This is a genomic window from Chitinophaga japonensis (assembly GCF_007830125.1).
GTDB lineage: Bacteria > Bacteroidota > Bacteroidia > Chitinophagales > Chitinophagaceae > Chitinophaga > Chitinophaga japonensis.
On sequence record NZ_VLLG01000002.1, the window covers coordinates 781,807 to 804,774 of the forward strand.

The 22,968-nt window shown below is 54.2% G+C and carries 13 protein-coding genes; 10 read left to right on the forward strand and 3 right to left on the reverse strand.

The features are described 5' to 3' along the window. Positions 1 to 7 precede the first annotated feature (7 nt). The 5 genes from LX66_RS03030 to LX66_RS03050 all read left to right on the forward strand — a co-directional run bounded on the left by LX66_RS03030 (position 8) and on the right by LX66_RS03050 (position 6,499). Positions 8 to 2,026, forward strand: a complete 2,019-nt coding sequence (locus LX66_RS03030) for a T9SS type B sorting domain-containing protein (protein ID WP_145710409.1) — start codon at positions 8 to 10, stop codon at positions 2,024 to 2,026. A 187-nt stretch (positions 2,027 to 2,213) separates the two neighbouring features. Beyond that, positions 2,214 to 3,197, forward strand: a complete 984-nt coding sequence (locus LX66_RS03035; protein WP_145710410.1) for a helix-turn-helix transcriptional regulator — start codon at positions 2,214 to 2,216, stop codon at positions 3,195 to 3,197. Between the two features lie 513 nt (positions 3,198 to 3,710). Further along, on the forward strand, positions 3,711 to 4,718 hold the full coding sequence (locus tag LX66_RS03040) for a helix-turn-helix transcriptional regulator (protein ID WP_145710411.1): 1,008 nt from the start codon (positions 3,711 to 3,713) through the stop codon (positions 4,716 to 4,718). A gap of 110 nt (positions 4,719 to 4,828) precedes the next feature. Next, positions 4,829 to 5,407 carry a Crp/Fnr family transcriptional regulator gene (locus LX66_RS03045; RefSeq protein WP_158642516.1) on the forward strand — a complete coding sequence of 193 codons (579 nt, stop codon included), beginning with the start codon at positions 4,829 to 4,831 and terminating at the stop codon, positions 5,405 to 5,407. 126 nt (positions 5,408 to 5,533) lie between these two features. Further along, positions 5,534 to 6,499, forward strand: a complete 966-nt coding sequence (locus LX66_RS03050) for an NAD-dependent epimerase/dehydratase family protein (RefSeq protein ID WP_145710413.1) — start codon at positions 5,534 to 5,536, stop codon at positions 6,497 to 6,499. Positions 6,500 to 6,575: 76 nt separating this feature from the next. Here LX66_RS03050 and aqpZ read toward each other — a convergent pair whose 3' ends face one another. The 3 genes from aqpZ to LX66_RS03065 all read right to left on the reverse strand — a co-directional run bounded on the left by aqpZ (position 6,576) and on the right by LX66_RS03065 (position 10,929). Continuing rightward, the gene (gene aqpZ / locus LX66_RS03055) at positions 6,576 to 7,268 is read right to left on the reverse strand and encodes an aquaporin Z (RefSeq protein WP_145710414.1); all 693 of its coding nucleotides are present in this window, start codon (positions 7,266 to 7,268) and stop codon (positions 6,576 to 6,578) included. A gap of 115 nt (positions 7,269 to 7,383) precedes the next feature. Beyond that, the gene (locus LX66_RS03060; protein WP_145710415.1) at positions 7,384 to 9,996 is read right to left on the reverse strand and encodes an MGH1-like glycoside hydrolase domain-containing protein; all 2,613 of its coding nucleotides are present in this window, start codon (positions 9,994 to 9,996) and stop codon (positions 7,384 to 7,386) included. 27 nt (positions 9,997 to 10,023) lie between these two features. Next, the gene (locus LX66_RS03065; RefSeq protein WP_145710416.1) at positions 10,024 to 10,929 is read right to left on the reverse strand and encodes a bestrophin family protein; all 906 of its coding nucleotides are present in this window, start codon (positions 10,927 to 10,929) and stop codon (positions 10,024 to 10,026) included. Between the two features lie 174 nt (positions 10,930 to 11,103). Between LX66_RS03065 and LX66_RS03070 the strand changes: the two genes are divergently transcribed. The 5 genes from LX66_RS03070 (at position 11,104) to LX66_RS03090 (ending at position 22,772) form a co-directional block, all read left to right on the forward strand. After that, positions 11,104 to 13,488 carry a glycoside hydrolase family 127 protein gene (locus LX66_RS03070; RefSeq protein ID WP_145710417.1) on the forward strand — a complete coding sequence of 795 codons (2,385 nt, stop codon included), beginning with the start codon at positions 11,104 to 11,106 and terminating at the stop codon, positions 13,486 to 13,488. Between the two features lie 489 nt (positions 13,489 to 13,977). Then, entirely contained in the window at positions 13,978 to 18,075 is a 4,098-nt protein-coding gene (locus LX66_RS03075) for a glycosyl hydrolase family 18 protein (protein ID WP_145710418.1), read from the forward strand. 238 nt (positions 18,076 to 18,313) lie between these two features. After that, positions 18,314 to 19,477 carry a carbohydrate-binding protein gene (locus tag LX66_RS03080; RefSeq protein ID WP_145710419.1) on the forward strand — a complete coding sequence of 388 codons (1,164 nt, stop codon included), beginning with the start codon at positions 18,314 to 18,316 and terminating at the stop codon, positions 19,475 to 19,477. A gap of 18 nt (positions 19,478 to 19,495) precedes the next feature. Beyond that, the gene (locus LX66_RS03085) at positions 19,496 to 21,565 is read left to right on the forward strand and encodes a T9SS type A sorting domain-containing protein (RefSeq protein WP_145710420.1); all 2,070 of its coding nucleotides are present in this window, start codon (positions 19,496 to 19,498) and stop codon (positions 21,563 to 21,565) included. A gap of 121 nt (positions 21,566 to 21,686) precedes the next feature. Continuing rightward, the gene (locus LX66_RS03090; protein ID WP_145710421.1) at positions 21,687 to 22,772 is read left to right on the forward strand and encodes a phosphatidylinositol-specific phospholipase C1-like protein; all 1,086 of its coding nucleotides are present in this window, start codon (positions 21,687 to 21,689) and stop codon (positions 22,770 to 22,772) included. Positions 22,773 to 22,968 lie beyond the last annotated feature (196 nt).

Here is a 22,968-nt window from a genome sequence, read left to right on the forward strand (position 1 = left end):
TATACAAATGAAATATGTACTGCTGCCCCTATTGATGCTGTTTGTTACGGCGCCCCTGTGCGCACAAATAACCTGTACCACCAAAGGACAGAATCCCGAAACTGCTTTCCCCGTATGCGGCACTGAAAAGTTTACGCAATCATCCGTACCTATCTGTGGCGGCAAGGATATTCCCGGCCTCAATTGCCTGAATCAACATACGGACAAAAATCCCTTTTGGTATAAGTTTACCTGCTTCCGCACCGGCACGCTGGGCTTTATCATTACACCGCATGATCTGGGAGAGGACTATGACTGGCAGTTGTTTGATGTTACCAACTATCCCATTAACCAGGTATATACTAACAAACAACTATTTGTCGCCGCCAACTGGTCTGGTGAGTATGGGCTGACCGGAGCTTCGTTCCAGGGGCAGGCGCATGAAGTATGCGATGGCTTTGGCCAGCCCCTGTTCAGCTCTATGCCCACCATTCAGCAGGGACATAATTACCTGCTGCTGATCAGCCATTTCTCCGATTCCCAAAGCGGCTACGATCTTGAATTTAAAGGCGGTACCGCCAGCATTACCGACCCGCTGGTGCCCGCGATACAGCAGGTTATTTATGATTGCGCGGCACCCGCCCTCCGGGTAAAGCTCAACAAGCGCGTACAGTGCAACAGCCTGGCGGCCAATGGCAGCGATTTCACCCTTACCGGCGGCGGGGCGGCCGGTATTACCGGCGCTACCGGGATCAACTGTAACAGTGGTTTTGACATGGACTCCATTGTACTGACCCTGAGCGCGCCCCTGCCGGCAGGCAGCTATTCCCTGGCCCTGAAAGCCGGTACTGACGGCAACAGCCTGCTGGATGCCTGTGAAACAGCCGGCGGCGGCAGCGGCGTTCCCCCCACACCGTTTACCGTAGCACAGCAGTTTCCTTCCCTGCCGGATCATATTTTACCGGTGGGTTGCCAGCCGGACCAGGTACAATTGGTATTGTCACAGCCCGTACGCTGCAGCTCTATTGCAGCTAATGGCAGCGACTTTACTATCAGCGGCAGCACCCCTGTAACGGTACAAAACGCTGCCGGCGGCAGTTGTGCCGGCGGGCTGACAGATACCATCACCCTGCGGCTCTCCGGCGTTATCAACACCGCAGGCGCCTACCAGGTTGCGCTCAGGACCGGCAGCGACGGCAACACCCTGCTAAGCGAGTGCTGGCAGCCTACCCCTGCCGGCGCCTCCCTGCCCTTTACCACCAGCGATACCGTGAACGCTGATTTCAGCTACACCCTGACGCTGGACTGCACTTACGACACAGTAACGTTAACGCATAATGGAAACAACGGCGTTAACAGTTGGCAGTGGTCGTCCGACGGCGCCCCTTTCAGCACGGAACAAAACCCCGTAAAAGTATACACGGTATTCGGGCTGCATACCATCAAACTGGTAGTGTCCAACGGCGTTTGCAGCGACAGCGCCGACACTTCCATTGAGCTGATCAATGAGCTGGATGCGGCCTTCTCCGCTTCTGCAGATATATTGTGCCCCACGGATGTGGTGTCGTTTGCAAACGAAAGCACCGGCTATCACATTACCGGCTATGTCTGGAACTTTGGCAACGGCATCATCACCAGCACGCCGGCGCCCATGCCACAAAGCTACCCGCAGCTAAAAGAGGAACGTGATTACACCGTGAGCCTGATCGTGCAGAATGACATGAACTGCTTTGACACCGCCACCCGGGTCATTAAGGTAGTGCCAAGCTGCTACATAGATGTGCCGACTGCTTTTTCTCCCAATGGCGACGGGGTGAATGACTACCTGTATCCCCTGAACGGTTACAAGGCAGTTGACCTCCGTTTCTCCGTGTACAATCGCCTGGGCCAACTGGTGTTTGAGACCAATGACTGGCAACGCAAGTGGGATGGCACCGTAGGTGGCAGGCCGCAGGGTGTGGGCACTTACGTATGGATGCTGACCTATACCCATAGGGAAACCGGCCAGCATGTGTTCAAAAAAGGAGTAGCCACACTCGTCCGTTAAACCACATATACAAATTGTCCAATCTAGCTATTTCCCTTTACTGTAGCGGAACTCAGCCGTTTTTTAATTAATATTGTCTTTATTAAGCGGCCATTACAACGGTATAGCATCTGTTAAATTCCACGTAAATCACCGGAACTGTTTAACCCGTTCCGGCAGGCCTTGTCAACTTTAATAAAAACACGTAATGAACATCCTCATCAGCCCCGGTCAAACGAAAGATCCCGGCAAGGTGGTACCTGTTCCCCCGCAGTTGCGCCAGTATGTAGCACCCTGGGGCGCCGTTCAGTACCGGCAGTATCCTTTCGGCCATATCCTTACGCAAACCTTCCTGCACAAGCATTACCGGATATATAGCTACCGCTTCATGATCGATGAGCCGGTATACCTGTATTTTTCCTGCCAGCAGCCTACCATTGCCTTGCGGCACATGCTGCAGGGCAAAGTATACGCGGATGTATCGGGCTTCGGGCAGGTATTGCTGGAGCCCCTGCGCTACGGGCTTATCTACCTGCCCACCGGCGTTAACAGCGCCTGGTTTGAAGCGGGCACCGCCGAGTCACTGCATATGGAGCTGGAACATACCTGGCTGGAGGAAATGGCGGAAAGCAACCGGGAAATAGCCGGGCTCATGAACCGGGTGATGAACGCCAGCAGCGAAGGCAAACTGCTGCAAACCGCCGCCATCGACTACAGCGTACAGGAAACCCTCAACACCCTCCGCAGCACCAGGGAAACCGGCGGCTACCTGCTCATGGAGTTCAAAACAGGCATCCTGAAAATACTCACGCAGTATGGCAAGGCCATCAAGGAAAAGGACCAGCTCGACGAGCTGCCCGCAGCACCGGATAAGGAACTGCTGGTAAAAATATGGGAAACGGTGAAGGCAGCCCCCAACATTCATCAAACGCTGGCGCGGCTGGCGCGGGAAAACCATATGCACGAAAAAACCCTGAGCCGCCATTTCCAGCAGCTCTTCCATGTCAGCCTGTCGGATTATGTGCAGGAGCAATGCATGAACCGGGCGCATTTCCTGGTCACCACCACGCAGCGCCGCCTCACGGATATTGCCAATGACCTGGGCTATACGGAGATCAGTAATTTCAACCGCGCCTTCCGGCGCTACTTCGGCGTATCCCCACAATCGCTGCGTACCATAAAATTGTCCTGAAATGACCCTGGGATTGTACTGCCCGGATAAACAGATATTGTGTTTTTATAATGAATTTTACGAAAAAGGAAAGAAAGCGGCACACGCCCATCCTTCATGATAACCCAGGATATGGCTAGGACCATTAGCTTTCATATATATAAGGCGGCCTCGCCTGGTTCCGTTGTTCCCACCGGTAGCAGCCGCCCATCCCTTCAGCGTGATGGGTACTGCTCCGGTTAAAAACAGCCTTTCAAACTGCTTTCAATCACACTACACTAGGTTCACTACCTAATATGGTGTCTTTATGGTTATTTGAACATATAGAACGTTCTGCCTTTCCAGGTGGAACTTTTCTTTTTGCCGTACAGATGAGCCCCCTGTAATTATTATGATCCGCAAAAAATCCGCCCTCCGGGCTATTCCGTATATTAACAGATAGCAACGCCCCCGATTGATTGTTTGTCTCTCCCTTTTGGATCATGTCCCCGAGCTGGTACAAAACAAATAACCACCTTAAACTTGCCATGCCCAATGGAAAAGCAGCCATTAAGATCAACTGCAGAAAAGTTACTGCTGATAGAGCGTGACGATAATAACTACACGCCCGTTTCCTCCATTCCGGATGAATACCTGCCCCTGTTGCTGCCTTATGCCGGCGCCTACTTTTACAGGGATGAGGATTGCGATATGCTGTGCCAGCACATCCGGGTAAAGGAATTCTCGATCTGGGGGCATGATATCTTTGCCCGGAACTACATCATCCTCAACCCGCGCACGCCCCGCCATATACTGGCACTGCATTACATGCACGAAGATACGATCGATGCGGTGATAGACCACATGGGTCCCTTCCGGCTAAAGGAAAAAGAAGTGAACCTGTTCAGCCTTCATTCCAATTTCCATTCCGCAGCGCTGGACCGCAACAACAAGATATTCAGCTTTCACATTAATGTCAGTCCCGGCTCCCTTGCCGCACTGGCCGCCAGTTACCCGGGACTGCAGCACCTTGCCGGTTTTCAACTGGATGATATGAACGGGCCGGTAAATGCAGCCCCTTACGTGATCAATGCCGTATCTGCACAACTACTGTATACCATATTCAACTGCAGGTATATTGAGCTGCCGGCGGAATGCCTGCTGCACCGCTGCTGTGTAGACCTTTACCAGAACTTTGCCCTGCAGGATGCGCAGTACCGCGCCTGCTCCCGGCCCGCCCCATCACCGGCGGACGACATAATGGCTATCTTCCGCTTTATCGGGGAGCATATTCACCAAAGGTTTACCGCCAGGGAACTGGCTGCCAGGTTCCGCCTCCCGGGAAACGCGATGAACGCAGGATTCGAGCAATCATTTGCCATATCCGTACCCGATTACATACTGCAGCAGCGAATGATGAAAGTATATAAACTGTTGCTGCATACAAAAGCCAGCCTTAGCAATATTGCCTGGAAAACCGGCTATCCCAACAGGCTGTCCATGACAGCCGATTTTGTAAAGTACTTCAGTTATGATCCGGTCACGATCCGGAATGCGCAATAGTTTTAATCCGGCATTTCACATCTGAAACTATAGGTGGCTGCACCTGTATACAGTATATTATTGCGTATATTTGGGAGTTGCAGGCAATTAAAAAAGACCGCGCCCCAACAATGACAGCACCTTTTTTTACATACACGGACAAGTTTGTAAACTTTTCACAGGCTGACAAAGAACTGCTTGCAACTGTTCTGACTTTTAAGCAAGTGGAAGCAAAAGCAGCGTTGGTTTCATATGACAGGCGGACAGACGAATTATTTTTCTTACTTAAAGGCTGCATCAGAAAATACTATGTAAAAGACGGTGAGCAAATCACCATTTACCTGCTGACAGAAAATAATTTTATTGGTGCGTTTGAGAGCTTCACTACAGGAACAAAAAGCAAAGAAACCATTGAATGCCTGGAACCTTGTGAATTGCTTGTTCTGAAAAAATCGGACCTGGATAGACTTTACAAAGAAATTCCCCTGATGAATGAATTTATAAGGAAAGTTTTGGAGCAGGTACTTATTCAGTTTCAACAAGCACTATCTTCCTTCATTTTGAACACCCCTGAAGAGCGATATACCAAACTACTGACCCAACACCCGGAAATACTTCAGCGTGTGCCTCAACATATGCTTGCCACCTACCTGGGCATTACTGCCACTTCATTGAGCCGGATCAGGAAACGAATTCTCGACAAAGCATAGCATTTCTTGCCTTTTGTAAACGTTTTTTGCCTGCCTCATTTACCAACTTTGCATTGTAAATTTTAACCAATTCAAAGTATGGACAACCTCATTTGGACAAGTGCTAACTAAAAAAAGGCAAAAACGATGAAACAAGTATTTGTAACAGGTGGTTCGGGTTTTGTAGGACAAAACCTGATACCCATGCTCATAGCAAAAGGCTACCAGGTAAAGGCCCTGGCACGTTCGCCACAAGCCATCCGGAAAGTAGAGCAGCTTGGAGCAACAGCAATCAAAGGCGACCTAAATGATCCACAGGCTTTATCAATTGGCGCAAAGGACTGTTCAACCGTATTTCATTTAGCCGCCTCGGTTGACTTCTTTGCTTCCGAAAAGGAACTAAAAAAACTACACGTTGATGCAACCGAACTTCTTTTGTCAATATCCCAAAGCGCCAATATCCGGAAGTTCGTATATCTTGGTGCGGCTTCTGTGATTATGAACGGGAAGCCAATAATAAATGCAGACGAAACCTTTACTTCTGACAACATTATTGACGGCTATTCACGCACCAAGCTCCAGGCGGAGAAATTGGTTTTAAGCGCCAATACCCAAACGTTCCAAACGGTGTCGCTCAGGCCGCCTTTAATATGGGGCAAGGGCGACCCAAATACATTACCCGCTATAATTGAAGCAGTAAAAAAGGGACAAATGCAATTCATCGGCGGCGGTAAGCACCGCTTTGTAACCTGCCACGTTACCAACGTTTGCCATGCTCTTATCTTAGCAGGCGAAACCGGACAAAACGGAAACGCCTATTTCCTGACAGACGGTGAAACTCCCGTTTTCAGGGATTTTATCAAAAAATATGTAGCGACGCAGGGCGTAACAATTCCCGACAAAAATGTTTCGTTAGCCTTGGCAAAAGGAGTAGCCGCCGTAATGGAATTAATTTGGAAAACTTTCCGGCTTAAAGGACATCCGCCACTTTACAAGGGACTTGTAAACACCTTAGGTTTAGCCTTCGTCACCAACGACACAAAGGCAAGAAAAGAGCTCGGTTATAAAACATTTGTAACCATAGAACAGGGACTTGAGCAGATGAGAAAATAATTCCCAAAACAAAAAAACGGGAAGCTCTTACCTTCCCGTTTTCTATTGTTCCCATTAATAATTTGTCCGCGCCTGATCACTCCCTGTCCATCAGCTTCCAGATACCGCCGCCTATCAGCCCGCCTACGATGGGGCCTACAATAAACACCCATAAGCTGGACAATGCTTCGCCGCCTACAAACAAAGCAGGCCCGATGCTGCGGGCGGGATTCACGGAAACGCCTGTAACCGGGATGCCTACAATGTGGATCAGCGTCAGCGAAAGCCCGATGGCAATGCCGGCAAAACTGCCGGTGCCGGCGTTCTTGCTGGTGCTGCCATGTATCACCAGCAGGAAGATGGCCGTAAACACGATCTCGGCGATCATACCGCTGCCCAGCGCATACTTGTCCGGCGAGCCTTCTCCCACACCATTCTGCCCCAGCCCGTTGGCGGCCAGCGAATAATCCCCCTTGCCCTGCGCAATCAGGTACAGGATGCCTGCACCGGCAATAGCGCCGATGATCTGCGCAATAATGTACACCACCGTTTCCTTGCCGGAGATCTTGCCGGTAGCCAGCATGGAAATAGTGATAGCAGGGTTGATATGGCAGCCGGAAATATGGCCGATGGCATAGGCCATGGCCAGCACGGAAAGACCAAAGGCAAAGGCAATGCCCAGGAAGCCTACATGCGTACCGGCCAGCACGGCGCTGCCGCAGCCCATTAATACCAATACAAAGGTGCCAAACAGTTCAGCGATGAACTTTTGAGATAACGTTACTTTCATGTGTACGATTTTTGGTGAGGTAAAACATTCCCGACAATCCGCTTTCCGGGAAAGAACAGGGTTACGGAAAGCAATGATTTAGAGGCGAATATAAGTAAAAACTGTAGAACCCGCTTTAAAAAAACTGCTGGCCCATTAAGCGTACGATCAATCCCGTCCACCCGGTTTGATGGGCGGCGCCGGCGCCCCTCCCGTTATCCCCGTGAAAATATTCGTAGAAGAGGATATAATCCCGGAAATGCGGGTCCTGCTGCAGCTTCTCGCACTGCCCGAACACCGGGCGGCGGCCCTGCTCATCCCGCAGGAAAAGGCGCAGCAGGCGTTTGCCCAGTTCCGCGGCAATCTGTTCCAGCGTCAGGTACACACCGCTGCGGGTGGGGTATTCTACTTTAAAGTCATCGCCATAATAGTGGTGAAAATGCCGCAGGCTTTCAATGATCAGGTAATTCACCGGCATCCATACCGGCCCGCGCCAGTTGCTGTTACCGCCAAACAGGCCGGTACTGCTTTCGCCGGGAGCGTAGGATACGGAGAAGGAATTGCCGTTGAGCCGGAACTCGTAGGGGTGCGCTTCATAATATTTACTGAGGGAGCGAATGCCGTAATCGCTCAGGAACTCTGTTTCATCCAGCATGCGGTGCAGTATTCTTTTCATGCGGTGGCCGCGCAGCAGGCTTAACAGGTGCTTTTCGCCGCTGCCCTTTTCATACCAGCGGCTGACCAGGCTGGCCAGGTCCGGCCGGAAATCAAGGAACCATTTGAGCCGGGCGGTAAATTCCGGGTGGGCGGAAAATATCTCCTCGTCCAGCACGGCCACGGCAAAAAGCGGGATCAGCCCCACCATGCTGCGGACCTTCATCTTCATCACGCCATTGCAGGTAAGACGGAGCTGATCGTAAAAGAAGCCGTCCTCCTCGTCCCACAGGCCAGTATCTTCCTCGCCGATGGTACGGTTGATGGCGCAGGCAATGTACAGGAAATGCTCAAAGAACTTGGTGGCCATATCCGCATATACCTTGTTATGGCGGGCCAGCTCCAGGGATATGCGCAACATGCTCAGGCAGTACATGGCCATCCAACTGGTGCCGTCTGCCTGCTCCATATGGTTGCCGGCAGGCAGGCGGGTATTGCGGTCAAATACGCCGATGTTGTCCAGGCCCAGGAAACCGCCTTCAAAAATATTGTTGCCGTTAGCGTCCTTCCGGTTCACCCACCAGGTAAAATTGAGCAGCAGCTTGTGAAATACGGATTCCAGGAAAGCAATGTCCCCCTTTCCGCCGTTCTGCTCGCGGTCCAGTTGGAACACATGATAGGTGGCCCAGGCATGCACCGGCGGGTTTACGTCGCTCAGCGCCCATTCATAGGCCGGCAGCTCCCCGTTGGGATGCATGTACCATTCCCGGGTGAGCAGGCTAAGCTGGTCTTTGGCAAAAGCGCTGTCCACCATGGCCAGCGGGATGCAGTGAAAAGCCAGGTCCCAGGCCGCGTACCAGGGATACTCCCATTTATCCGGCATGGAAATAATATCCTCGTTGTTGAGGTGCTTCCAGTCGCTGTTGCGCCCCCTCAACCGCTGGGGCGGCGGGGCAGGCTGGGCAGGATCGCCCTGCAGCCACTGGGATACATAGTAGTAGTAAAACTGTTTGTTCCACAACATGCCCGCAAAAGCCTGGCGCTGTATCCGCTTTTCATCGGCAGGCAGGGATTGCTGCAGCCCGGCATAAAAAAGATCCGCCTCTTCCCGGCGGGCGGCAAACACGGTGTCGAAGTCTGCGAAAGGCTGCGCTGCGCCGTCTTTGGTTAGCCGCAGGCGGATGGTGCAGGCCGCGCCGGCAGCGATGGTCACCTCGTAGTTGGCGGCGGCCTTCGTGCCTTCCTTGCCGGGATTTACCGCCTCCTGGCGGCCATGCACCAGGTAGTCGTTAATGCCGTCCTTGTAAAAGCGTTTGCCGTCGTCAAACTGGTGCAGCCGGGGCATATTGGTCTCATTACCGGTGAATAGCAGTTCCGGTCCCTGCTCGCAATACAGCTCGTAATGCCCCAGTATTTTATGATCTGCCTGGATAATGCCGTCGCCCGTCTGCGTCAGCACCGGCATATCGCTGTCATAGCCCCAGTCCCAGGTATTGCGGAACCAGAGGGTGGGCAGCACATGCAGGCTGGCGGCTTCCCGGCCGCGGTTGTGAATCGTCAGCTTTACCAGCAGGTCGTCTGTATCAGCCTTAGCATATTCCACGAACACATCAAAGTAAGCGTCGTCGTTAAAGATGCCGGTGTCCAGCAGCTCAAACTCCGGGTCCTGCTTGCCGCGGCGGCGGTTCTCCGTTACCAGCTCGTTGTAGGGGAACGCCTGCTGCGGGTATTTGTACAGCATTTGCATGTAGGAGTGGGTAGGCGTGCTGTCCAGGTAATAGTACAGCTCCTTCACGTCCTCCCCGTGATTGCCTTCATGACCATTGAGTCCGAAATATCTTTCCTTGATGATGGGGTCCTGCTTGTTCCACAGGGCAATGGCAAAGCAGAGTAGCTGCTGGTCGTCGCTGATGCCCGCAATACCGTCCTCTCCCCAGCGCCATGCTTTGCTGCGCGCCATGTCATGCGTTGTATACTCCCAGGCGTTGCCGTCGGCGCTGTAATCTTCCCTTACGGTGCCCCATTGGCGGGCGGAAACATAAGGTCCCCATTTCTTCCAGGCCGGGTGTTGCAGCCGTGCTTGTTCCTTGTTCATCTGATAGGTCGTTGCGGTGTATAAAGCTTACAGGAGGTATTGCCCATCGATGGGTTCCACTGGCGAAGGTACGGTTTCATGACCCAACATTTGCAAAAGGTTAATTTCAATAGTACGGGAAATGCTGTCCAGCGGTATAGCCATTACCGTAGCCTCAAAGGGGTTCATGATGCTCATGCCGTTCTGGTGCGTGACATGGAACACAAAACCGAACGCCCAGCCGAAAAGCACGGACCACATGCCCACGCTTTCACTCATCATCAGCGTATTCAGGATCACGTAGAACCAGATGAATACCCGGGTAAAGAACAGGTAGCTGGGAGGGAATACGGTATTCCTGATCCTTTCGGACTTTCCCATGTTGTCGCAATGCCTCGTCAGCAGGCCATTCAGCTCGCGGAAGCGGAAACCGTCTATGACGCCCTCCCGGCTCAGCCACTGTATGTCCTCCGCCTGCTGGTCCAGTATGGCATTGGGAATATTGCTGTGAGCCTTCACCAACGCTATTTCCCGGTCCGCCAGGTAACCCGTGTAATATTCATCCGGTGCCTTTCTTAAGGCGGCCTTCAAGGCGTACAGGAAGGCCAGGTGCCGGTATATCATGCGGCGGGCAATGTGAATGGCCTCTCCGTTGGGGTCTGCGCTGCAGTAGTTCAGCAAGGCGCGGGCCCAGGACCGGGAATCGTTCACCAGCGCGCCCCATATTTTGCGGGCCTCCCACCAGCGCCCGTAGGCCTGGTTGTTGTTAAACCCGATGAAAAACGCAATGGCCGTGCCCAGCACGGTGGAAATGCTCACCGGGATGGATACATGGCTCTTTAACCAGTAAGTATCCACTAAATAGGCAACGGTGCAGCAGAGCAATATCATCAGGTCTACCTTCCAGGTAAGGCGGAACACCTGGATCAGGGAAAGCTGGTCTTTCAACAACATATTTACACGATTGTACCTAAAAGTTAGGCTATCCGTTTGAATTGAACAAATGTGTAACTTAGAGGACATTTAGAGAAATTCCGCGTGCAACTGGTTAAAATTCAGCTAACACAGCCTGGAGTATATCAATAAATTTACTGCGTAACTATGCCGTTGCGTTTAAAATCCATCCAGATGAAAAAAATTGTGTATTTGACACTTATCATGTTCGGTATCGGTGGTACTGCATTGTTTGCGCAAGACTATCCCATCCGCCCCGTACCTTTTACCGCTGTAAAAGTAACGGACCGGTTCTGGGCGCCCCGTATCCTGAGCAATTACAAGGTGACCATTCCCATTGCGCTGGAACAATGCTATAAAACAGGCCGGGTAGACAATTTCCTGATTGCCGGGGGCCTGAAGAAAGGCGTGTTTAAAACGGAATATCCCTTTGATGATACGGACATTTATAAAATAATAGAAGGAGCCAGCTACTCCCTGCAAACCTTCCCGGACCCCAAACTGGAAGCGCAACTGGATACGCTGATCTATTATATCGGCAAGGCGCAGGAGCCGGATGGCTACCTGTACACCGCCCGCACCATTGCAAAAGACAGCGGCAAACTGCATCCCTGGGCCGGCGAGAAACGCTGGGAGAAAGACCCGGACCTCAGCCACGAGCTGTACAACTGCGGCCACCTGTATGAAGCGGCCGTAGCGCATTACCTGGCTACCGGCAAAAGAAGCCTGCTGGATATTGCCATTAAGAACGCCAACCTGGTATACCACGACTTTGTAGAAGGCGGCCTCCCGTATTATCCCGGCCACCAGATCATAGAAATGGGCCTGGTAAAAATGTACCGCGCTACCAACGATAAAAGGTACCTGGACCTGGCCAAATACTTCCTGGACATCCGCAAAGGCGGTAAGGAGTACTGCCAGGCGCAGGCGCCCGTTACAGCGCAGACCCGCGCCGTAGGCCATGCCGTGCGCGCCACTTACATGTACAGCGGTATGGCGGACGTAGCAGCCCTTACCGGCGACAAAGGCTATATAAAAGCGATGGACGCCATCTGGCACGACATCGTGGACCATAAGATCTACATCACCGGCGGCATTGGCGCAGAAGCCGGTCACGAAGGATTTGGCCCGGACTATCACCTGCCCAACATGAGCGCGTATAATGAGACCTGCGCCTCCATCGGCAATATTTACTGGAACTACCGCCTGTTCCTGCTGCACGGCGAAGCAAAGTACTATGACGTGCTGGAGCAGATCCTGTACAACGGCATGATATCCGGCGTAGCGGTAAAAGGCAACCGCTTCTTCTATCCCAACCCGCTGGAGTCCATGGGCCAGCATGAAAGAAGCGAGTGGTTTGGCTGCGCCTGCTGCCCCAGCAACGTATGCCGCTTCATTCCCTCTGTGCCCGGCTACGTGTACGCCACCGGCAACAACCGTATTTACGTGAACCTCTTTATACAAAGCAAAGCCGGTATTGACCTGGCAGACCAGCAAATAGGCATTGAACAGCAAACCAACTATCCCTGGGACGGCAATATTCTCTTTAAAGTCGATCCCGCCCGCAGCGGCGACTTTGAAATGGCCATCCGCATACCGGCCTGGCTGGACGATGCGCCCATGCCCGGCGGCCTGTACAGCTTTGCCACGCCCGGGACAAAAAAATATACCATCACCGTTAACGGCACGCAGGCGGACTATAAAGTTGAAAACGGCTATGCCATTATTCACCGCAACTGGAAGAAAGGCGATGCCCTGCAGGTGAACCTCCCCATGGAAGTGCGCTATGTAAAAGCGAATGACAAAGTAAAGGCCGATATTAATAAAGCAGCGCTGCAGCGCGGCCCCGTGGTATATTGCTTTGAATGGCCCGACAACAGGGAAGCATCCGTACGCCACCTGCTGCTGAGTGAGCAAAACCCCGCTACGGCAGCTTATGAGCCCAACCTGCTGAATGGAGTGGAGGTAATCCGCACGCCGGCCATTACACAGGTAGTGACAGGCGGTAAAGTGATCGATGCGAAAGCAACGGTAACCGCCATTCCTTATTACGCCTGGGCAAACCGTGGTCCCGGCGACATGGCCGTATGGGTAGCGGACAAGCCCGGCGCGGTAACGCCCCTGCGCCCGCCCACCCTGGCCTCCGAAAGCAAGGTAAGCGGATCGCATAAAACCAAAACGCTGATAGCGCTGAATGATCAACTGGAGCCCGCCAACTCACACGACGGCAGCATTCCCTATTACCACTGGTGGCCCATGAAAGACACCACGCAATGGGTGCAGTATGATTTTGAAAAACCGGCGCGCGTATCCGGCGCGCAGGTATACTGGTATGATGATGGTCCCTGGGGCGGTTGCCGGGTGCCTGCTGCCTGGCAGGTATTGTACAAAGATGCTGCAGGCAAATGGCAGGCGGTGAAGAACGAAAGCGCCTATACCACCCAAAAAGACACCTTCAACACCGTGCATTTTGATGCCGTGCAAACCACTGCACTGAGACTGCAGGTGCAATTGCCTGCGGAACATGCGGCCGGCATTATGGAATGGAAAGTAGAATAGCGCATCTCATATGAATATCTTATAGCGTATGCCACATCGTAAGGTGTGGCATACGTAATTTATACGTATACCCGTCATTTACGCACGGTTGCCGTTCATATTCTCCGCATTAAATTCCCGCTTACCTTCATTTTATATGCTGCCCGCAGCCAATATCTTTGCACCGGGCTGCCAACCTTGGAAAAAAACTGCCCGCTACAATAGTACTTCAGTATTGTATAAACGACACCTATGCATATGAGCGATCTGGACAGCCTCCGCTAAATCGATTTTGCGTTGCTGTATCTTTATTTGAACCTATGGCATTATTCATTAACCGATAACCTGTAATCCTTTGAAACCGTGCACGAAAGCCTCGTACCGTGCTTCGTGCGTCTTTTAAAAACCTAAATACCTTCAAATGAAACCGAGCATGACAGATACTTCTTGCGCAGGAATATTTTAATGCGAGGTTCCATCTCACCATTAAAACCATATAAATATTAAGAGATGAAAACCAGATGTACAATTCCCTCCCGCCTCCTACGGCGGGCCAAACACGTCTGCTACCTGGTGCTGCTGCTATGGCAGAGCAGCGCGGTAGCGCAGGTCAGCCCGCAGGTGCCTGCTACCACACAGCAGCACAACAAGCAGGTAATAGGCTATATTACCCAGTGGGATGCCTGGAAAGACGTAGCCGGCCTGGTGCCCAAGGGCGGCTATAACCACCTGAACGTGGATTATTCCCAGTATACCATTCTCAACTTCTCCTTTTTTGGCGTAGCCAAAGACGGATCATTGCATAGCGGCGACTTCCGCAACAAGAACATTTACCAGGTAGGCGCCGTACAGGAGCCGGCCGCATTGGTGAACGAAGATATTTACAGCAGTTGGGACATGTTCCTCCTCTACGGGGAGCTGGACGCGCCCATTTATTATATTGCAGACAACAGCTACGCCTACTCCCTGGGATACCGCAACGAGGGCAGCGGCTGGCGCAATGTCAACACCGGCAGAACCGGCAGCTTCCCGCTTTCTGTTCCCAAACAGGGCGGCGCCCCGGGCCTCATAGACCTGGCGCACCAGAAAGGCGTAAAGGTGATGGCTTCCATCGGCGGCTGGAGCATGTGCAAACACTACCCGGAAGTAGCGGCCGATGCCACCAAACGCGCGAAGTTCGTGGCCTCCTGCCAGGAGCTGATGAGCATGGGCTTTGATGGTATTGACTTTGACTGGGAGTACCCGAACGATCCGGGTATGAACATTGAAAATTACAGCTCCGCAGATTATAACAATTTTGCGGTACTGGTAGAAGCCGTGCGCGCGGCCATTGGTCCCAGCAAGCTGATCACCGCGGCTTTCTCTGCCGTTCCCACCAAGCTGCAGGGCTTTCCCTGGGCGCGGCTGAACAGCGCCATGGATTATTTCAACATGATGACCTATGACTACAACGGCGGCTGGTCCAATAAAGCCGGTCACAACGCACCATTGTACGACTACCCGGGCGCGGAATACAGCGGCTTTTCCCTGAACGCCACCGTGCAGGGCCTGAAGCAACTGGGCGTAAACATGAGCAAGGTGACCCTGGGCACGCCCAACTACGGCCGTGGCGTGATCACCAACGGCACTGCCGCACTGAACGCGCCTACGGTAAAACGCGCGGAAACCGTGCAGCCGGATGGCCCCATCCAGACCTGCGCCGACTATACCAACTGGGCTAAAGACCTCTGGGATGGCACCCCCAGCTACAGCTACATCCTGCAGGCTACCGGCGCCGGCTCCGGCTGGACCGAGCACTGGGATGATGTAGCCAAGGTGCCTTACAAAACCAAGGGCAACTACTTCCTGAGCTACGACAATGAGCGCTCTGTGGGCGAGAAGGCGCAGTTCATCAAGGACAACGGGCTGGCAGGCATCATTGTATGGCAGGTATACGGCGACATGACAGACATGACCAGCAGCACCCAGGCAAAGGGGAAGCTGATCTACTGTCCCAACACCAAATCACCGCTGGTCAACAAGATCAATGAAGTATTCGCCAACGGCAGCAACCCGGGCAACACAGCGCCAACGGTGAACATTACTGCACCTGCCGGCAACACTACGCTGACCGCACCGGCCAGCCTTACCATACAGGCCAATGCCAGTGACAGCGACGGCTCCATCGCCAAAGTAGAGTTCTTTAACGGCAGCACCAGCCTGGGAGTAGACAACACCGCACCCTACAGCTTTGCCTGGAACAATATCGGCGTGGGTACTTACACGATCACTGCCGTGGCTACAGATGATAAAGGCGCCGCCACTACTTCCATCGCCGTATCCGTGACTGTGAACAGCACCAACAACCCGGGCAATACGGACAAGGTGATCGTGGGCTACTGGCACAACTGGGGCAGCACCACGGCCACACCTCCGTATATCCGCCTGCGTGATATTAACAGCAAGTACAACGTGGTGCAGGTGGCCTTTGCCATCAGCGGAGCAGACCAGGCTACCATGAGCTTTGCGCCGGAAAACATTTCCGTGGCCGAATTCCAGTCAGACATACAGTACCTGCAGTCGCAGGGCAAGAAAGTGCTGATCTCCATCGGTGGGCAGAACGGTATCGTAACGCTGAACACCACTACCCAGAAAAACGCTTTCGTGAGCTCCATGAAAGCCATCATAGACCAATACAATTTTGACGGTTTGGACATTGACCTGGAAGGCGGGCACTCCCTGCAACTGGACAATGGCGACAACAATTTCATGAACCCCACCACGCCCAAGGTGCTGAACCTGATCTCCGCCGTGAAAGAGATCATCAACTACCGCGAAGGACAGGGCAGGGAATGCTGGCTCACCATGGCGCCGGAAACCTACTATGTGCAAACGGCCTATGGCTCCACCTACTCACCGCTGGTAGGCGCTTACCTGCCGGTGATCCACGGCCTGCGCGATGAGCTGACCTTTATCCACCCCCAACTGTACAATACCGGTACGGTAATGGGCCTGGACAACAAGATATACAGCCAGGCTACGGCGGACTTCATCGTGTCCATGACCGAAATGCTGATGAGCGGATTCCCGGTGTCCGGCACCAGCCAAACCTTCCCGGCCCTGCGCGAGGACCAGGTAGCTTTTGGCCTGCCTGCTGCACCGGCGGCTGCGCCTTCCGGCGGGTATACGGCACCGGCAGCGGTAAAACAGGCGCTGGATTATCTTACCAGGGGACAATCCTTCGGCGGCGGCTATACGCTGCGTAAAGCCGGCGGCTATCCCGGCCTGCGCGGTATCATGACCTGGTCTATCAACTGGGACAAAACCAACGGCGACGAGTTTGCCAACAACTACTACGAGTATTTCTTCGGCAACAACCCGGGCAATAACCCGCCCACCGTCAGCATTACCTCCCCGGCCAGTAACGCCAGCTTTACGCCGCCGGCCACCGTTACCATACAGGTCAGCGCAGCAGACAGCGACGGCTCCATAACCAAAGTGGAATTCTTTAACGGCGGCAGCAAGCTGGGCGAAGATGCCACCGCGCCCTATACCTACACCTGGAGCAATGTAGCGGCCGGCACTTACAGCCTGACCGCCCGCGCTACGGACAACGGCGGCGCCATCACTACCTCCGCCACCGTGAGCATTACCGTAGGCAGCGGCGGCACCGGCTGCGACGGCATTCCTGCCTGGACCGCCACCGGCATTTACCTGAATGGCGACCAGGTGGTGTACAACAGCAAGGTATACCAGGCCAAATGGTGGACACAGAACGAACAGCCGGACATTAATACCGGCGATGGCAAAGTATGGGCCTATGTACGCGACTGCTCCGGCACACCCGGCAACAATGCGCCTACCATCACCCTTACTTCCCCGGCCAACAACGCCGCCTTTACGGCGCCGGCCAGCATTGCCATCCAGGCTACAGCGGCAGACAGCGACGGCACGGTAGCCAAAGTGGAATTCTTTAACGGCAGCGCCAGGCTGGGCGAAGCCACGGTAGCGCCTTACAGCTATACCTGGTCCAACGTGGCCGCCGGCACTTACACCCTAACCGCCAAAGCCACCGACAACGGGGGCGCGGCCACTACCTCCGCAGCAGTGACCGTAGTGGTGAACGGCACCGGCGGCGGCAACTGTGCAGGCGTACCTGCTTACGAGCCTTACCCGAAGATCTACAACCAGGGCGACCGGGTAGTGTACAACGGCATCCTGTACGAAAGCCAGTCCGATGCGCTGTACAACGTAACGCCCGGTACGGCAGACTGGTGGTGGAAGCCGCTGGGCGCCTGCAGTCCCGCCGCCACAGGCATTACCGCTACGGCTGCGCCTTATACCAACCAGGAAGCAGCAAACGCCAGCCTGTTCGTATATCCCAATCCGTTAACCGGCAACGAGCTGCAGGTAAAAGTGGATGCGCAACCCGGCGACCGGCTGCAGCTTACCCTCTGGAGCCTGAACGGCAGCGCACCGGTACTGCGTAAGGAGCTGACTGCCGGCGGAAAAGGCAGCCAATTCGTCAAACTGCAGACAGGTGAGGTGCCTGCCGGCACCTGGATACTGAAAGTAGAGAACAGAACAACCCATCGCGTAGCCACCGCCAAGGTGATACGGCTACAGTAATACCAGAAATGAAAAATGAAAATGGTCCCGGTTCTGCCGGGACCATTCCCTTTTCCCGACCGATCCTCAAACCATTAAACACGCAACCATATGAAAAAACCCTTTCCTTTCCAATTACTGCAGCCCCGTTGGTCATGCTGTCTTCCCCGGACCGCAAAAGCCGACGGGGCTATTGTATGCACTTCCATCCAAAGCATGAAACAAACTTTCATCATCTCTAAATCCAAAATCTAGCATTATGCAATCCAAAAAGATCCTATTACTGCTGATAGCGCTCACCGCCCTCCAGCAGGCAGCATTCTCCCAGAACTGGCAGCTCGTCTGGCAGGATGAATTTACCAATGGTATCGGCCCCGACTGGGTGTTTGAAACCGGCAACGGCAGCAGCGGCTGGGGCAATAATGAGCTGGAATATTACCGCCGCGAAAATGCCACCGTGGAAAACGGGCAACTGGTGATCACTGCCAAACGCGAAAGCTTTGGCGGCTTCAATTACACCTCCGCCCGGATGAAAACCCAGGGCAGGAAATCCTGGAAGTACGGCAAAATAGAAGCCCGTATCGCCATACCCGCATTCTCCGGCGCCTGGCCGGCCTTCTGGATGCTGGGCGACAACATCGTGGACGTAGGCTGGCCTTCCTGCGGCGAGATAGACATCATGGAGCATGTGAACACGGAGCCCAATTCCGTAGGCACCATCCACTGGACCGGCCCTAACGGCGATCATGCCCAGTATGGCGCCAGCACGCCGGTGAACGTTACCAACTACCATGTATATTCCATTGAGTGGAACGCATCTTCCATCAAATGGTTCGTGGACGGCGTACAATTCAACGAGGCCAATATCCTGAACAACGTAAACAGCACGGAGGAGTTCCACCGGAATTTCTTCATCCTGCTCAATTTCGCCATCGGTGGCAACTGGCCCGGTTTCAACATTGACAACAGCGCGTTTCCGGCCAAAATGTACGTGGATTATGTAAGGGTATACCAGGACGGCGGCGGCAACAATCCCGGCTGGAGCCACTTTGCGGAAGCCGAAAGCTACAGCGCCATGTCCGGCGTGCAAACGGAAGCCTGTACGGATGCAGGCGGCGGGCAGAACGTAGGCTACATTGAGACCGGCGACTGGATGGCCTACAACAGCATTACCGTGCCTGCTTCCGGCAGCTACCGTATAGAGTACCGGGTGGCCAGCCAGAACGGCGGCGGCCGCCTGTCGCAGGACCTGAACGCAGGCTCCATTGTGCTGGGCGCGCTGGATGTGCCCAACACCGGCGGCTGGCAGAACTGGACCACCATTTCACAAACGGTGAACCTCAATGCGGGCACCTACAATTTCGGCATCTATGCGGCATCAGGTGGGTGGAATATCAACTGGTGGCGCATTACCAAACTTTAAACCTTCAAAATAATTCTTATGAAGACACTTTTAAAATATACCGCGGGCCTGTTGCTCCTGCTCGGCGCCTGCACACAAGCCTTTGGGCAACAACAACAACCCGTTCCGCTTGGCAGGGCCGCCGGCCTGATACAGGAATTTACACAGGCCAATGCCAGGCAGCAGCAATTTGTCAGTGGAGCGCAACTCCGCATCTCCTCCTCTACCACGTTAAACGCAAAGGTCAATTACCGGCACTCCGGTCCTGCAGAAGCGTTCATGGCCGGTGAAATCGCCAATACGCCCGGCTCCTCCTTCTTCCTCCGCATCAGGGGCCAGGAACTGGAAGGTAACATTGTGTTACGCCAAAGCCAGCGGGCATACCAATACTATTCCGATAGTACCGGCAACGCCTATGTTAAGGAAGTGAGCATCCATGAAGTGCTTTGTATCAATTACGAAGAAGGCCCTGCCGCCACACCAGCGGCAACCGCCAGCGCAGCGGCCATCCCTGCCGACCTGCAGAGCTATCCCGGCGCCAACGGCTGCGTGCTGCTGGATTATGACGGGCAGTACGTGTCCGGCACGCCCTGGAACAACGGCAATCCCATTGACGCAGCGCCCGCCCAGCTCACAGAAGCCCAGATGGTGGAAGTATGGGAGCTGGTGAGCGAAGATTTTAAACCATTCCACGTAAACGTAACTACCAGCGAAGCAGTTTTCAACTCCTATCCTAAAAACCGCAGGATGCGCGTCATTTTCACGCCTACCAACACCGCAGCCCCGGGCGCGGGCGGCGTGGCCTACATAGGCTCCTTTAACTGGAATGACGATACGCCCTGCTGGGTATTCAACGGCGGCGTAAAAGGCGCCGGAGATGCCGCCACCCATGAAGTAGGCCATACCTTTGGCCTGGGCCACGATGGCAGAACCTCTCCCTCCGAAGGCTATTACCAGGGCCACGGCAGTTGGGCCCCCATTATGGGCGTAGGCTACTACCGCCCCGTAGTGCAGTGGAGCAAAGGTGAGTACGCCAATGCCAACAATACGGAAGACGACCTGGCCAAAATAGCCAGCGCCACCTATGGCGTAGGCTACCGTGCCGATGACTACGGCAATACCATCAGCGCCGCCGCCGCCCTGAATGTAGATGTATCCGGCAATGTAAGCACGGCCGGCATCATCGGGCGCACGGCCGATGTGGACATGTTCCGCTTCAACACCACCGGGGGCGCCACTACCCTGAACTTCAGCCCGGCGCTGCGGCACCCGGACCTGGATATACTGGCCACCCTGTACAACAGCAGCGGCGGCGTAGTAGCCACATCCAATCCTTCCGGCCTGAATGCCGGCATCAGCGCCAACCTGTCCGCAGGCACGTATTATGTGTCCGTAACCGGCACAGGCGCCGGCAACCCGGCTACTGACGGGTATTCCAACTATGCTTCCCTGGGCGCTTACACCATTAGCGGCTCCATTGGCGGCAGCAGCGGCAGCGGCGTAGTAACGGTGTACAAGGACTGCAACTATGGCGGCTACGCCGTAAGCCTCTCGCCCGGCAGTTATAATATGTCGGACCTGAATGCACTGGGCGTACCCAATGATGATATCTCCGCCCTGAGAGTGCAGAGCGGTTATGAAGTGATCCTGTACCAGGATATCAATTTCGGCGGCAATGCTTACGTGTTCAGGAGCGACTTCTCCTGCCTGGCCAATCTGTCGCTGAACGGGCAGCCCCTGGACCTGAACGACTGGGCTACCTCCCTGGTGGTGCAACCGTCTACCGCCATTGCACCGGCTACGCTGACAAAAGCCGTTACCGATGTACCGGCTGGCAAGCTGGCCGCCGCGCAGGCCGATGACAAGGAGCAGGAGGTGAAAGTGGTGCTGTCGCCCAACCCGGTACGGGACCAGTTGTACATCAAGGTAAGCCAGGCGCCCGACCAGTACTATGTAAGGATCTATAACATGAACGGCGCAGAAGTACGCCTGGCGCAGCGGGTATCCAACGGGCAGCCCGTCAGCCTGTCTACCCTGCCCACCGGCATGTACCTGGTGAAAATTTACCTGGGAGACGAAGTGATCACCCGCAAAGTGATCAAACATTAATATATCCCTTCCCTGTGATCGTTGCTGAGGCCCCGGTGCATCCGGGGCCTCTTTTTTTATTTAATGAAATCATAACGGGAGCATGCAATAACGTACAGGAATGAATGCACATATTTGTACCATGAAACTGCTATCCGCTCTCCTTCTGCTAAGCCTGTTCATGGCGCCCCTGCCGGATAAAATGGACAACCTGCCGCTGAACAACATACAGGTCATCGGCTCTCACAACAGCTATAAAAAAGCGATCGATCCGCCGCTGTTCCGCCTTATCAGCGAAAAGGACTCCGCGGCCGCCAGGCACCTGGACTATGAGCATATCAGCCTCTCCGAACAACTGTCCCTGGGACTGGGCAACCTGGAGATCGATATCTATGCAGACACTTTGGGCGGCAGGTATGCATCGCCGGCCGGCCTGCAATGGTGCCGGCAATACGGATCGCCCGCGCCTTATGATCCCGATGGCCGCATGCAGCAGCCGGGATTCAAAGTACTACACGTGCAGGACATTGATTTCCGGAGCCACTGCCTCACCTTCCGCAACTGCCTGCAGGAGCTGAAAGCCTGGTCTGCCGCACATAAGGATCATTACCCCGTGTTCATCACCATCAACGCTAAAAGCGAAGCCGTGGACAAGCCCGGGTTTACCGTGCCGGAAGCGTTTACATCAAGGGTGTTTGACCTGCTGGACCAAACCATTCTTGAAAACCTGGGCCGGGAAAACCTGCTCACCCCGGACGATGTAAGGGGCGCTTATCCCACGCTGGAAGCAGCAGTGCTGGGCGGTCACTGGCCCACCGTAGGCGCGGCAAAAGGCAAGTTCATTTTCATACTGGATGAAACAGGAGAAAAGCGGGCCGCTTACATCCAGGGGCATCCTTCCCTGAAGGACCGTGTGCTGTTTGCCAACGCCGCTGCGGGCACACCGGAAGCGGCTTTCATGATCATCAACGATCCCCTTAATGACGGGGACAAGATCAGGGCAATGGTAGCCCGCGGCTATATCGTGCGCACCCGCGCCGATGCCAATACAGAAGAAGCCCGTCGCAATGATGCCAGCACTTTCAAGGCCGCCCTGCAATCCGGCGCGCAGATCATCACCACAGATTATTACCGGCCCAGCACGCACTTTGCATCTCCTTACGTGGTGCGTTTTGATAACGGCGGGTATATTAGGATGAACCCATTGCTGGCCAGGCAACAGGACTGATACAGGGTGCTTTACCTCGCTTTCCGGTAGCTTTACCCGCCGGCAGTTTCCTCACATGGCGGTAATTCCGTACCGGAAAGACGCGGCGTCCCGGCTGAGAATATTAAAGCGCGCATTACGGCATACCAACAGCGCTGACCGTTCCCGGTATGCTTTATACAGGCCCGCCCCTGCGCCCGCCCGGGTGCAGGGGCGG